Source organism: Micromonospora sp. WMMD734 (assembly GCF_049178975.1).
GTDB classification, from domain to species: domain Bacteria; phylum Actinomycetota; class Actinomycetes; order Mycobacteriales; family Micromonosporaceae; genus Micromonospora; species Micromonospora wenchangensis.
Window position 1 is genome coordinate 5661038 of sequence record NZ_JBMHMK010000001.1, and the last position, 13238, is coordinate 5674275.

Here is a 13238-nt window from a genome sequence, read left to right on the forward strand (position 1 = left end):
CCCAGGTGCCGATGACGGGGGAAGCTGCTGCCTCGCGCTCACCCGGTTACCTCCGGTCGATCGCGCCTACGTCCACACCCGCCGGAGGCGCGATCGACGGGCGGCGGGCGATCGTTCGCGGCAAGGGGTGGAACCGGTCGTCGGCCGGCCGCGTCGGGCGGAACCGCGTCCAGTGTGCCGCTCCGGAGTCGGCGTGATCAAGCGCCCGGTTCACGTGTCGCCCTCACGTATCGGCAAAAGTCGACGTGCAACTTGCATCCCGCATCACACTGATGCACTCTGTCCGTATGGTTCGAGTCACTCACCGTTTTCGGTCGATTTCCCGGTGTGATCAACGCCCCGGGCTCGCCCGGCCGGGTGGGTGCCCCGGGCCGCAGGATTCCACGAGACCTGCCCCGGGTTGATGACCCCGCCGCTGCACGCCCGAAGGCTGCGGCGGCGGGAGCGGTAACACCCGTGAGCAGCCGGGTGATGGCCGGGTGGCGCGATCCACCACCAGCGGGTACGCCCCCGGCCAGCACCACATCGAGCACCGGCCCGCGAGGCACAACCCCGTCGCCGGACCCGCAACCGTTCCCGTTCCGCACCGGCCGGCCACGCGACGCCGGCCATATCCTCCCAGGAGCCCATGTGCTTCCCCGCTCCGGTGACGTTCTGCACGTGACCCGCGCCGCCAGTGTGCAGTTCCTCAGGCCGATCACCTTCCGGGTAATCCGGGTGCTCGACTGGCCGACGTACGACGGCTGGCTCTGGCTCGACGGCTACCAGCTCAACGCCGCGGGCGACGCGGTCAGCCGCCGCTCGATCTTCGTCCAGCGGGCCGGGCTGACCCAGCTGCGGGCCGCAGCCGTACCGCGTCAGCACACCGCACGGTCACGCCGGCCGGTCAACCGCGCGCCGATCGCGGTGGGCTGACTCCCCGAATACCCGGCCGGAGGGCGTACCGCCGCCATAGAATCGGTACGCCCACCCCGGCGAACGTCTCCACCCCGCGCGTATCCGGCCCCTGAACCTGGGATGGCCATGGTCTATCTGCCCGCCGCGCGGCGGCACCACAGGTCCCGCCTCGGACCGGCCTTCGGGCTACTGGTCCTGATCGGCGTGGTCCTCACCCTCGTGGTGGTGACCCGTTACCCGGCCGAGTCGGCCACCCGGCTCGCCGAGCCGGTGCCGGCCCCCGAGATCACCGTGGCCGGGCCGGCCGACGCCCCGGCCGGCGACGACGGTACCCGGCCCGGCCTGCCGCCCCCCGTCGGGAGCAGGCCCGACACCCCACCCCCCGACACCTCATCCGGGGACGACCTGCCCGCCGACGGCGACGAAGCGGCCGACCCGGGCGGGGACGCGGCGGCCGACCGGGGGACCGCACAGTCCGGCGTCGGCGGCGGCGGTGCGTCCCCGCTCGCCGAGCCCCGACACCCGTCGGACGACCCGCAGACCGTCGTCCAGTCGCTGTTCTACTCCGGCCTGCTCGGGCTGGCCATCTCGCTGGCCGGGCTGGGCCTGGTGGGGACCAGACGCCGGATGTGGTGAGCCGGGCCGATGCGGGGCCCCGGCTCCGTCACCCGGTGGGGGTGGTGGTCGGGGTGGCGGTGCCGGTCGGCGACGTCGCCGGCTCGGCGGCCACCACCAGCGTCACCTCGTCACCCGCCGACACCTGCTGACCGGCCTCCGGATCGGTGGACAGGACGGTGCCGGGTGGCCGGTCCGACTCCCGCGTCTGCACCCGGGCGGACAACCCGAGCCGCCCCAGCAGGGCCTCCGCCGTCTCCTGGGAGAGGCCGACCAGCGGCGGCACCGCGATCTTCGCCGCTTCGGTCGACGGCGCGGTGGTCGGTGGGGTCGTCGGTGGCCCGGTGGTCGGTGCGCTGGTGGGCGGTGCGGTGGTCGGGGCGGCACCCGTCGTCGGCACTGCCGTCGGTGGTGGGGTCGGTGTCCCGTCCGAGGGCGTCTCCACCGCCCGCAGGGCCAGCCAGATCCCCACCCCGACGAGCCCGAACAGGACGAGCCCGAGCACCCCCAGGAGGATCGGCGTCCACCAGCGTCGGCCGCGCTGCTCCTCGGCGTACCACTCGGTCGGCTCCCGGGGACCGGCCGCCCGTGGCGGCGGCACCCCGGCCCGGCCGGACCAGACAGGCGTACCGGCCGGCTCGGGCCGGGTCGTCGCGTCGGCCGGGGGCAGCGGGCGGGTCGCGTCGTCGGCGGGCGGGTCCTGGCGGTCGTCGCTCATCGCACGTCCTCTCACCACCTGGCGGACGGCGGGCGCTCGACCCACGTGCGCGGCCCCGGGCCGGCCGGGCGGTCGTGGCCCTCGGCCCACCACGGTAACGGTCGGGGCCGGCATCCACCGGGACCGGCGCGGCGACCCGCCCGGTCAGAGCGTCGGCGTCGCCCCGGGGGTCGGCGTCGGCGTCTGTCGGTCACCGCAGGAGATGGCCACCTGGTCGTTCCAGTGCGCGGTCGCGTCGGCCGCCGGCAGCTGGGCGGTGACCTCACCCCGGTTGCCGGTGGGGTACCGGGGGAACAGGCCCACCTCGCCCAGTTCGTCGGCGGCGTCGTCGCAGTCCTCGCCGATCAGGTCCGGCACCTCGACCTCGGGGGCCGGCCCGCTGACCTCGACCCGCACGGTGGTGCCCGCCTTCACCGACGTGTCCTGGGCGGGCACGGTACGGGTCACCGTCCGGCCCGACCCGGTGCCGAACACCAGCCGCCAGCCGAGCTTCCGGTCGTGCAGCGTGTCCCGCGCCTTCTCGAAGTCGAGCCCCACCAGCCGGGGCACGGTCAGCCCGCCACCGGTGGCGGCGGGTGGCGGCGGTGCGCCGGTCCGCGCGGCGGTCGGCCGGGCGGTGGTCGGTTCGTCGACCGGGGTGGACGGCCCACCGGCATCCGCTGCCCCGGGGGTGCCGGTCTCCTGGGCGTCGGGTTCGGCAAGCGCCCACCCGACGGTGCCCCCGACGGTGGCCAGCAGGACCGTCGCCAGGGTGCCGCCGAGCAGCAACCTGGCCCGGCCCGGCCGGTCCCGTCGCACACTGTCCTGTTCGGTGTAGTCGTCGTCCATGCCGCTCCCGCCTCGTCCCCGAAACGGTACCGGCCGCTGCCCAGTGGTCACCGGCCGTGCTCCGATGCTCGTCCGACTCGCCGCCCCGACCGGGGAACGCTACAGTCCCGGCATGGCGGGACGGGGCTGGGGAGGATCGGTGCTCACCGCGCTGGGCGTCGCCGCCGGTGTGGGCGCCGCGCAGCTGGGCTTCGGCTACGGCCTGGGCATCATCAACTGGGCGCCGGTCGACGTCGGGGCCACCGAACCGTCCTGGTTCGCCAGCCTCGCCTGGGCTACCTGGATCGCCGCCGTCTCCACCGTCGCCGGGGCGGTCTGCGCCCAGCGGCTGCACGAGCGGGGCGGGGACGTCGCCGCCGGCAGTGCGCTGCACCGGGTCACCCTCGCGGTGGCGGGCGCGGTCGGCGCGCTGATCACCGTGCTGCTGGTCGCGGTGCCGTCGCGGGCCGCCTCGGTACCGGAGACCTTCTCACCGCAGACCGTCGCGGCCGGGTACGCCGGGGTGGGCGTGCTGGTGGGCCTGGTGGCGGCCGTCTGGGCGCTGCACTCGCGGGCCGCCGCGACGAACGTGATCGCCACCGTCGGCTGGCTCTGGCTGCTGGCCGTGGTCTCCGTCGTCGACGGGGTGCTCGCCGGCCGGGGGCTGACCAGCGCCCAGCTCGGCATCTGGCAGATCGCCCAGGACAGCCCCCGGTTCTGGTGGCGGGACCACCTCTACTGGCCGGGCGCGCTGCTGACCCTGGGCTCGGCCCTGCTGATCGGCGCGTCGGCCGCCCGACGGGCCGCCCGAACGCCCGAGCTGCGGCTCGGTGCGGTGGTCTCCGGGGCCGCCGGGCCGCTGCTCGTCGCGGTGGCCTACTTCCTCGCCGTGCCCCGACTGGCCACGATCTCCCCGGCCCAGGTCTCGGCCCACCTCGTCGCGCCCTACGCGGTCGTCGTCGGCGCGGCCGGGTCGGTGCTGGTGGCCTCGCTCGCCCAGCGGGCCGAACGACGGGCCGCCGCCCGGACGACGCCGTCGGTGCCCCGTCCGCGTACCGGCGGACCGGACGACCTGCCGGCCGGCACCGACCCGGTCGCGCCCTCCGAACCGGACACCCGGCCCGACCTCCCGGCCGACGCGGCGGAACCGTCGACCGGCACTGTGGTCGACGCCACCCCCGACCGGCAGCCGACCTCCGTCGCCGGCACGACCGGTCCGGCCGACCCGGGTGGTCACGCCGTGCCGACGCCGGCCGCCGGGGACGGTTCCCCCACGCCCGTGCCGGACGCCGGGGGCGGTTCCGCCGCGCCGGCGGTCGGTCGGGCCCGGCCGGTCCGTCGGGGCCGGAGCGCCCCGGCCACCGGTGCGCCATCCGCCGGCCCCGGGGCGGACCAGGACGCCGGAGCGCCGGGCGACGCCCAGCCGGGCGACGGGCCGGCGGGGGTACGCCCGACGGATCCGCCCGCCGTGCCCAGGCCCCGCCCCGGTCGCCGCACCCCCTGACCGTCGACCGCCCGCCGGTGGTTCAGTCCACCGGCCAGGTGTGCACCGGTTCGTTGCTGCGCTGGAGTTCGGCGTACCGGTTGGCCATGTGGCGCAGCGCCGCGTCCCGGTCCAGGTTGCGGTGCCGCTGCGCGGCCCACACCGTCTCGGTCTGCCAGACCGCGCCGTTGCGGCCGGTACGGCAGCGCTGTTCGATGATGCCGAGCAGGCGGTCCCGTTCGGCCGGGGCGACCCCGAACCGGTCCAGCCCGGTGGCCGCCTTCGGCAGGAGGGTGTCGAGGACCAGCCTGGTGACCGGCACCTCGCCGAGCCGGGGCCAGTGCAGCACCGCGTCGAGGCCCCGGCGGGCGGCGGCGTGGAAGTTCTCCTCGGCGGAGCTGAAGGTGAGTTGGCTCCAGATCGGCCGGTCGGACTCGGCCAGCCCGCGCGCCAGCCCGAAGTAGAAGGCGGCGTTGGCCAGCATGTCGACCACGGTCGGGCCGGCCGGCAGCACCCGGTTCTCCACCCGCAGGTGCGGACGGCCGTTCATGATGTCGTACACCGGGCGGTTCCAGCGGTAGACGGTGCCGTTGTGCAGTCGCAGCTCGGACAGTTGCGGGACACCACCGGAGTGCAGCACCTCGACCGGGTCCTCGTCGGCGCAGATCGGCAGCAGCGGCGGGAAGTACCTGACGTTCTCCTCGAACAGGTCGAAGATCGAGGTGATCCAGCGTTCCCCGAACCACACCCGGGGGCGTACCCCCTGGGCCTTCAACTCGTCCGGGCGGGTGTCGGTGGCCTGCTGGAACAGGGCGATCCGGGTTTCGGCCCAGAGTTGCCGGCCGTAGAGGAACGGCGAGTTCGCGCCGACGGCGACCTGGACGCCGGCGATGGCCTGGGAGGCGTTCCAGTAGTCGGCGAAGCTGTCCGGGGCGACCTGGAGGTGGAACTGGAGGCTGGTGCAGGCGGCCTCGGGGACGATCGAGTCGGTGTGCGTACGGAGCTGCTCCACCCCCCGGATGTCCAGCTCGATGTCCTCGCCCCGGGCACCGACGATCTGGTCGTTGAGCACCCGGTAGCGCTCGTTGGTGGAGAGGTTGTCGGCCACCAGGTGCTGCTCGGTCAGGGTGGGCAGGATGCCGACCATGACGATCCGGGCGTCCGACTTGGCCGCCCGCTCGTCGGCCCGGTCCAGGCTGCTGCGCAGGTCGGTCTCGTAGTTGGCGAACCCGGCCCCCTCGATCAACCGGGGCGTCGCGTTCAGTTCCAGGTTGAACTGCCCCAGCTCGGTCTGGAAGAGCGGGTCGGCGATCGCGGCGAGGATCTCGTCGTTGCGCATCGCCGGCTCGGCGTCCGGATCCATCAGGTTGAGTTCGATCTCCAGGCCGGTCATCGGCCGGTCGGCGTCGAAGCCGAAGTCGTCGAGCATCAACGCGAAGACGTCCAGGCAGCGCCGCACCTTCTGCCGGTAGCGGACCCGGTCCTCCCGGGAGAACGCGCCCTGCTCGACGTCCCTACCCATGTTTCCTCCAGGCGTGAGACGCGCGGGACGGTCACCGTCCCGGCGCGCAGTGTGAACCACCATAGGAGCGCCCACGCGCCGGGGCCAGTGCCCACCGGGTATGCGCTGTCCCGCTTTTCTACCCAGCGGCCGTCCACCAGCACCGGATGCCGCCGTCGCCGGACAGTGACAATCCGCACGCGGACATGGGGAAGCCCCCGCTCGCGGTGAGCGGGGGCTTCCCGTGCCGGGCTCAGGCCTGCCGGATGGCCTCGCCCTCGATCTCGATCTTGATCTTCTTGCCGACCAGCACGCCACCGGTCTCCAGGGCGACGTTCCAGGTCAGGCCGAAGTCCTCACGGTCGATCTCGGTGCTGGCGGTGAAGCCGAACACGTCGGTGCCGAACGGGGTGCGGCCGACGCCCTCGAACTCGACCTCCAGCTCGACCTGGCGGGTGACGCCCTTGATGGTCAGGTCACCGAGCAGGACGAACTCGTTGCCGTCGTGGGACTTCACGGCGGTGCTGCGGTATTCCAGCGTCGGGAACTGCTCGACGTCGAGGAACTCGGGGCTGCGCAGGTGGCCGTCCCGGTCGGCCTGGGCGGTGTTGATGCTGGCCGCCTGGATGGTGGCGGTGACCGAGGACTGCAGCGGGTCCTCGGCGACGGTGATGGTGGCGGTGGCGTCGGCGAACTCGCCGCGTACCTTGCTGACCATCATGTGCCGGGCGACGAAGCCCACCCGCTTGTGCGCGGCGTCCAGCAGGTAGGTGCCGGCGGCGGGGATGGTGAGGCCGTCCCAGTCGCGGGTAACCGACTCGGTGCTGGTCATGTAACTGCCCTCCGGGGAAGATTGTTTAGTAGCCCAACGACTGCCTGAGCAACTATAACCGCAGCAATATTCCCCGTGTCAAGCACTGCTAGGATGGCCTGGTGGACGAGACTGTGTTCGACGACCCCCGGATCACCGCCGTCGGCCTGCTGGTCGAGGCGCACGCCGGGCTGACCGCCCGGTTCACCGCCCAGTACGAGGAGCACGGCGTCTCCGCGGTCGAGTTCGAGGTGCTGATGCGCCTGGCCCGCTCCCCCGGTAACCAACTACGGATGACCGACCTGGCCGCACAGACCTCCCTGTCCACCAGCGGCGTCACCCGGGTGGTGGACCGGATGGAACGCGACGGGCTGCTCCGCCGCCGCGCCTGCCCCTCCGACCGGCGCAGCTCGTACGCGGTGGTCACCCCGGCCGGCATGCAGCGGCTGGACGAGACCCTGCCCGGCCACCTCCAGATCATCGAGCAGTGGTTCACCGGCCAACTCGAACCCGCCACCCTCGCCGCCATGCTGGACGGCCTGCGCCGGGTACGCGACGCCGTCCACCCGGGGGCGACCGCCGGCAGCACCGACCAGGCACCGACCGACGAGCCGCCGGCATCCTGCTGACCGTCCGTCACCAGGATGCCGGCGGACCGGCAGAAAAAGCGGCAGAACCCGTCCGACCCACCGGTCACAGAGCCGCCGATCGCCGCAAAACGGACGGCCCGGCTGGCTAGCCTTCATCCCGCGGGGGAGCACCGGGGGGTGCCGGCGCGAGCGATCGAGCGAGGGGTTTGACCAGGGGGCTCGCTCGCTCGCGCCACCCCCGCGTCTAGCCCAGCAGGCGTTCCTCGTCCGGCAGCAACCGGATGCCGCCGCGCCGGCACGCCTGCGCCAGCCGCTCCCGCACCTCGGCCGAGCCGGTGCTCACGGCCAGCCCGACCAGGGCCTCGACCACATCCCGCCGGTCCTGACCGGCCGCACCGGCGGTCTCCGCCACCGCGAACCACTCCGCCGCCAGCTCCCGGTCCCCCCGGTGCCGGGCCATGGTGCCCTCGATCAGCGCGCACACCGACTCCTCCGCCCGGACCGGCCCGCCACCGCCGGGCCGGCTCCCGGCCGCGCCCGGCTCCGACCGGGACCCGGGCGGCGTCGGACGACCGTCGCAGCGCAGCTCGGCCAGGATCTCGGCGGCCTCGTCGAGCCGGCCCGAGCGGGCCAACGCCAGCCCCACGGTGCCGAGCACCCGCCGCCGGTGCCCCGGATCACCCACCCCGGCCAGCGCGGCGACCACCCGCCGGCCCTGGTCCACCGCGTCACCGAGACGCCCCTCCAACCGGGCCACCTCGGCCAGGTCGGCCCGGGCCAGCAGACGCAGCCGGGGCTCCCCGCACTGGGCGGCCAGCCGGTCCACCGCGGCCAGCCGACGCCGGGCCGCCGACAGGTCGGCGAGACGGATCTCGTGCCAGGCCAGATGGTGCTGGGCGACCGCCATGTCCCGGGTCCGGCCGTGCCGGGTGGCCAGGGTCAGCACCGCGTGCGCCTGCTCGGCCGCCTCGTCGTAGCCACCGGTCGCGACCAGCAGGGTGCCGAGGATAGTCCGCGCCGCCAACTCCCCGGCCACGTCGGCCCGCCCGGCGAGCACCGCGAGCGCGGCCCGGGCGGCGGGCAGTTCCTGCGCCGCCGCGCCGTGCTCGGCGGCCAGCCGGGCCACCCCGAGCAGCGCCCAGGCCCGCAGCACCGGATCGGCGTCGGCGGTACGGGGATCGGCCAGCAGCCGGCACAGCCACTGCCGGCCGCTGACGTCCCGCCCCCGCATCCGCCACCAGCGGGTCAGGCAGGCGGCCAGCCGCAGCGCGGTGACCGGATCGTCCCCGGCGGCGTGTGCCAGTGCCGCGCCGATGTCGCCTGTCGCCTCGTCGAGCTGACGGACGGCCGCCGGCTGTCGCGCCCCGACCAGGTCCGGCGCGGTACGGGTCACCAGCCTGGTGATCACCACGGCGTGCCGGCGACGGACGGCGGTCAGCTCGCCCCGGCCGGCGGCCTGCTCGACGGCGTACTCGCGGACCGCGTCGAGCAGGCGGAACCGCAGCGGCCCGGCACCCCGGACGCTGAGCAGGCCCAACTCGACCAGCCGGTCGAGCAGCGGCACCGGGTCGACCACCACCGCCGGGTCCGGGTCGTCGGCGAGCAGTTCCTCGGCCAGCTCCACCGACCACCGGTTGGCGAACACCGAGAGCCGGCGCAGCGCCGCCTGCTCCCACCCGTCGAGCAGCCGGTAGCTGGTGGCGACCGCCTCGCGCAGGGTCACCGCGACCGTGGACCGGGCCGGGTCGTCGGTACGCCCCGGCGGCGCGGCCTCCCAGCCCCGTCCGCCGAGATCCGGGCCGGCCAGGTCGAGCACCCGGTCGCCGTACCGGTCGAGCAGTTCGGGCAGGTCGAGGATGCGGCCCCGGGCCGCCATCAGCTCGATCGCCAGCGGCAGGCCGTCGAGCCGGCGGACCAGCGCGGTGAGGGCGGGCAGCTCGTCCGGGCCGGGCGGTTCCGGGCGGACCCGGGTCAGCCGGGCGGTGAACAGGGCCGCCGCCGGCCACCGGCCCAGCTCGGCCGGGTCGACCACCCCGGCGGGGGGCACCTCCAGCGGGGCCACCGGGCGGACGAGTTCGCCGGGGATGCCGACCGGATGCCGACCGGTCGCCACCACCCGCAGGGTGGGCACCGCCGCGACGAGCAGGTGCACCACCTCGGCCACCGGGTCCGGGGCCCGTTCGATCGCGTCCACCAGCAGCAGCGCCGGGCGGCCCCGCAGCCGGGCGGCCAGCTCGGCGAGCCGGGCCGCGCCGAGCACCGCGCAGGCCGCGGCGAGCACGTCGTTGGCGTCGGAGCCGGTGCCGACCAGCACGCCGGCCACCCCGCCCGGGTGGGCGTCGGCCACCGCGTGCGCCACGGCCAGGGCGAGCGCGGTCTTGCCCACCCCGGCCAGGCCGACCAGGCTCAGCACCGGCGGCCAGCCGTCACCGGTCAGCAGGCCGGTCAGCTCGGCGAGTTCCCGTTCCCGGCCGATCAGCTCGACCGCCGGGGGCAGCGCCATCGGCGTACCCGGGAGGTCGGGGTCGCGGGGGACGGTGCCGACGCCGGGCGTGCGGTCCGGCAGCCCGGCGACGCCCGGGGCGACCGGGGTGGTCGCGGCCTGGCCGCGGGCGCTGGCGAGGAAGGCGGCGCGGGCCGCGCCGGTCAGGCCGAACGCCCCGGCGATCAGCTCGGCGGTGGTGCGGTGCGGCCGGTGGGCCCGGCCGCGTTCCAGGTCGCGGACCGTCCGCACGCCGACCCCGGCCCGCTGGGCCAGGTCGGTCTGGGTGAGACCGGCGGCCAGGCGGTGGGCCCGCACCAGCTCCCCGATCGGGGTACGACCACCCGCGGGCGAGTGATCATGATCCGGGGTCATGGGCAGGAAGGGTACGGACGGGATACGACGTCGGGCAGCCCTTCGTCGGCCTACTGACGAAGGGCTGCGGATACCCGACAGAGCACCGTTCCCGGCCGGCGGCGGACCCGTCGCGCGGGTATGGTCACAGCCCCAGGTCGCGGGCGATGATCATGCGCTGCACCTCGGAGGTGCCCTCGCCGATCTCCAGGATCTTGGAGTCCCGCCAGAACCGGGCCACCGGGTACTCGTTCATGAATCCGTAGCCGCCGTGGATCTGGGTGGCCTCCCGGGCGTTGTCCACGGCGATGGTGCTGGCGTGCAGTTTGGCGATCGCCGCCTGCCGCTTGAACGGCTCACCGGCGAGCATCCGGGCGGCGGCGTCGTGGTAGGCCAGCCGGGCGGTGTGCGCCTTCGACTCCATGTCGGCGATCTTGAACTGGATGGCCTGGTAGTTGCCGATCGGCTGACCGAACGCCTGGCGCTCCTTCGCGTACTTCACCGACTCGTCGACGCAGCCCTGGGCGAGGCCGACGGCCAGCGCGGCGATGGCGATCCGCCCCTCGTCGAGGATGCGCAGGAACTGGGCGAAGCCCCGACCGCGCTCGCCGAGCAGGTTCCCGGCCGGCACCCGGCAGTCGTCGAAGGTCAGCTCGTGGGTGTCCGAGGCGTTCCACCCCACCTTCGAGTACCCGGGCGCGACGGTGAAGCCGGGTGTCCCCGACGGCACGATGATGGTGGAGAGTTCCTTCGAGCCGTCCGGGTTGGTGCCGGTGACCGCGGTGACGGTGACCAACGCGGTGATGTCGGTGCCCGAGTTGGTGATGAACGCCTTCGACCCGTTGATCACCCACTCGTCGCCGTCCAGGACGGCCCGGGTCCGGGTGCCACCCGCGTCCGAGCCGGTGCCCGGCTCGGTCAGCCCGAACCCGGCGAGAGCCTCGCCGCTGAGCAGCTTCGGCAGCCAGCGGGCCTGCTGCTCGGCGGTGCCGAACCGGTAGATCGGCATCGCGCCGAGGGAGACCGCCGCCTCCAGGGTGATCGCCACGCTGGAGTCGACCCGGGCCAGTTCCTCCAGGGCCAGGCAGAGCGCGAAGTAGTCGCCGCCCATGCCGCCGTGCTCCTCGGGGAAGGGCAGGCCGAACAGCCCCATCTTGCCCATCTGCCGGACGATCTCGTACGGGAAGGTGTGCCGCTCGTAGTGCTCGGCGATCACCGGGGCGACCGTCTCGCGGGCGAAGTCCCGCACGCTGTCCCGCAGCGCCTCGTGCTCCTCGCTGAGCCGGAAGTCCATCGGTTCCTCCTGGTACGGGTGCCGCCCCCGGGCGCTCGTGACGCCGGGAACGGCGGATCGGGTGGGCGACCGGTCGGACCCGGTCGACGGTGGTGGCGGCGGCTCGACCGGGCGGGCCGGTAGGGGTCTGGCGGTCGGTCAGACCGGGGTGACCCCGTGCCGGCGGCGGGAGAAGTGCCGGTCCTTGCTGCGGGCGGCGGCGAACCGGCGGACCAGTTCGGCGCGCAGCTCGTGCGGTTCGACGATCGTGTCGATGACCAGTTCGCTGGCGAGCCGCACCACGTCGATGTCCCGCTCGTACTCGGCCCGTTTGGCGGCGACGAAGGCGGCCCGTTCGGTCTCGTCGGCGATCGCCGCGATCTTGTTGGCGTAGACGGCGTTGACGGCGGCCTCGGCCCCCATCACCGCGATCTTCGCGGTGGGCAGGGCGATCGTCGCGTCCGGCGCGAAACCGGGGCCGGCCATCGCGTAGAGACCCGCGCCGTACGCCTTGCGGACCACCACACAGATCTTGGGTACGGTCGCCTCGGAGATCGCGGTGATCATCTTGGCCCCGTGCCGGATGATGCCCTGCTTCTCCACCGCGCTGCCGACCATGAACCCGGGCACGTCGCTCAGGAACAGCAGCGGCACGTTGAACGCGTCGCAGAGCTGCACGAACCGGGTCGCCTTGTCGGCCGAGTCGACGAAGAGCACCCCGCCCTTGAACATCGAGTTGTTGCCGACCACGCCGACGACCTCACCGTCGAGCCGACCGAAGCCGACGGTCAGCTCCCTGGCCCAGAGCGCCTGGATCTCGAAGAACGAACCCTCGTCGAGCAGGCCCCTGACGTACCGGCGCATGTCGAACGCCTGCCGCTCGCTGGCCGGCACCAGCGCGGCCAGGTCGGCCTTGGCGGGCGCGGCGACGGCCGGGGCGGCCGGCGGCTGCTGTTGCCAGTTCGACGGCAGGTACGACAGGTAGGTCTTCACCACGTCGAGCGCGTCGGCCTCGGTCCTGCACAGGAAGTGCCCGACACCGGACTCGGCGCAGTGCACCCGGGCCCCGCCCATCGCCTCCAGGGTGGTCTTCTCCCCGGTGACCATCTCGACCATCCGGTCGGAGCCGAGGTACATGCTGGCGTTGCCCTCGACCATGGCCACCACGTCGCAGAACGCCGGAATGTACGCCCCGCCGGCGGCGCTCGGCCCGAACAGCGCGCAGACCTGTGGGATCGCCCCGGAGGCGCGGACCTGGTTCCAGAAGATCTTGCCGGCGCCCCGGGGGCCGGGGAAGAGGTCGACCTGGTCGGTGATCCGGGCGCCGGCCGAGTCGACCAGGTAGACCATCGGCACGCCTGTCGAGTAGGCCCGCTCGATGATCCGGATGATCTTCTCGACGGTGCGCGCGCCCCAGCTGCCGGCCTTGACCGTGGAGTCGTTGGCCATCAGGCAGACCGGCCGGCCGTCGATGGTGGCGGTGCCGGTGACCACGCCGTCGGCGGGCAGCCCCTCGGCCAGGGCGTTGGCGTAGAGGCCGTCCTCGACGAAGGAGCCCTCGTCGACCAGGAGCGCGACCCGTTCCCGGGCGAACAGCTTGCCCTTGCCGGCGTTGGCCGCATGGTATTTGTCGGCACCGCCGGAGCGGGCCCGCTTGCGTAGCTGCTCCAGTGCCTCACCGTCGAGCGTCACGCCGACCCCCTCGCC

The 13238-nt window shown here is 74.2% G+C and carries 11 protein-coding genes; 4 read left to right on the forward strand and 7 right to left on the reverse strand.

Going from position 1 to position 13238, the window contains the following annotated elements; genetic code table 11:
- Positions 1 to 630: 630 nt before the first annotated feature.
- Both ACN267_RS24510 and ACN267_RS24515 read left to right on the forward strand, forming a co-directional pair.
- Complete coding sequence (locus ACN267_RS24510; RefSeq protein ID WP_088645737.1) at positions 631 to 915, forward strand: hypothetical protein; 285 nt, start codon at positions 631 to 633, stop codon at positions 913 to 915.
- Between the two features lie 102 nt (positions 916 to 1017).
- On the forward strand, positions 1018 to 1533 hold the full coding sequence (locus ACN267_RS24515) for a hypothetical protein (protein WP_281901550.1): 516 nt from the start codon (positions 1018 to 1020) through the stop codon (positions 1531 to 1533).
- 28 nt (positions 1534 to 1561) lie between these two features.
- Here the strand turns inward: ACN267_RS24515 and ACN267_RS24520 are convergent, their stop codons facing one another.
- Entirely contained in the window at positions 1562 to 2230 is a 669-nt protein-coding gene (locus ACN267_RS24520) for a PASTA domain-containing protein (protein WP_204958414.1), read from the reverse strand.
- Positions 2231 to 2374: 144 nt separating this feature from the next.
- Positions 2375 to 3058, reverse strand: coding sequence for a PASTA domain-containing protein (locus ACN267_RS24525; protein WP_421489736.1), 684 nt, complete (start codon positions 3056 to 3058; stop codon positions 2375 to 2377).
- 112 nt (positions 3059 to 3170) lie between these two features.
- Between ACN267_RS24525 and ACN267_RS24530 the strand changes: the two genes are divergently transcribed.
- Entirely contained in the window at positions 3171 to 4541 is a 1371-nt protein-coding gene (locus ACN267_RS24530; RefSeq protein ID WP_421489737.1) for a hypothetical protein, read from the forward strand.
- A 22-nt stretch (positions 4542 to 4563) separates the two neighbouring features.
- Here ACN267_RS24530 and ACN267_RS24535 read toward each other — a convergent pair whose 3' ends face one another.
- Positions 4564 to 6042 carry a glutamate--cysteine ligase gene (locus ACN267_RS24535; protein ID WP_204958411.1) on the reverse strand — a complete coding sequence of 493 codons (1479 nt, stop codon included), beginning with the start codon at positions 6040 to 6042 and terminating at the stop codon, positions 4564 to 4566.
- A 232-nt stretch (positions 6043 to 6274) separates the two neighbouring features.
- Entirely contained in the window at positions 6275 to 6853 is a 579-nt protein-coding gene (locus ACN267_RS24540; protein WP_088645742.1) for a YceI family protein, read from the reverse strand.
- 101 nt (positions 6854 to 6954) lie between these two features.
- On the opposite strand from ACN267_RS24540, the gene ACN267_RS24545 reads away from it, so the two are divergent.
- Positions 6955 to 7461, forward strand: coding sequence for a MarR family winged helix-turn-helix transcriptional regulator (locus ACN267_RS24545; protein ID WP_204958410.1), 507 nt, complete (start codon positions 6955 to 6957; stop codon positions 7459 to 7461).
- Positions 7462 to 7666: 205 nt separating this feature from the next.
- On the opposite strand, the gene ACN267_RS24550 is transcribed toward ACN267_RS24545, so the two are convergent.
- From ACN267_RS24550 to ACN267_RS24560, 3 genes are all read right to left on the reverse strand, one after another.
- Complete coding sequence (locus ACN267_RS24550; RefSeq protein ID WP_421489738.1) at positions 7667 to 10279, reverse strand: ATP-binding protein; 2613 nt, start codon at positions 10277 to 10279, stop codon at positions 7667 to 7669.
- Positions 10280 to 10403: 124 nt separating this feature from the next.
- Entirely contained in the window at positions 10404 to 11552 is a 1149-nt protein-coding gene (locus ACN267_RS24555; protein ID WP_421489739.1) for an acyl-CoA dehydrogenase family protein, read from the reverse strand.
- Between the two features lie 138 nt (positions 11553 to 11690).
- The gene (locus ACN267_RS24560) at positions 11691 to 13223 is read right to left on the reverse strand and encodes an acyl-CoA carboxylase subunit beta (protein WP_204958407.1); all 1533 of its coding nucleotides are present in this window, start codon (positions 13221 to 13223) and stop codon (positions 11691 to 11693) included.
- Positions 13224 to 13238: the final 15 nt, after the last annotated feature.

Coding starts and splice junctions, on each gene's coding strand:
- ACN267_RS24540 (WP_088645742.1), bottom strand. CDS start 6,853: ATGACCAGCACCGAGTCGGTTACCCGCGACTGGGACGGCCTCACCATC.
- ACN267_RS24530 (WP_421489737.1), top strand. CDS start 3,171: ATGGCGGGACGGGGCTGGGGAGGATCGGTGCTCACCGCGCTGGGCGTC.
- ACN267_RS24535 (WP_204958411.1), bottom strand. CDS start 6,042: ATGGGTAGGGACGTCGAGCAGGGCGCGTTCTCCCGGGAGGACCGGGTC.
- ACN267_RS24525 (WP_421489736.1), bottom strand. CDS start 3,058: ATGGACGACGACTACACCGAACAGGACAGTGTGCGACGGGACCGGCCG.
- ACN267_RS24555 (WP_421489739.1), bottom strand. CDS start 11,552: ATGGACTTCCGGCTCAGCGAGGAGCACGAGGCGCTGCGGGACAGCGTG.
- ACN267_RS24550 (WP_421489738.1), bottom strand. CDS start 10,279: ATGACCCCGGATCATGATCACTCGCCCGCGGGTGGTCGTACCCCGATC.
- ACN267_RS24520 (WP_204958414.1), bottom strand. CDS start 2,230: ATGAGCGACGACCGCCAGGACCCGCCCGCCGACGACGCGACCCGCCCG.
- ACN267_RS24515 (WP_281901550.1), top strand. CDS start 1,018: ATGGCCATGGTCTATCTGCCCGCCGCGCGGCGGCACCACAGGTCCCGC.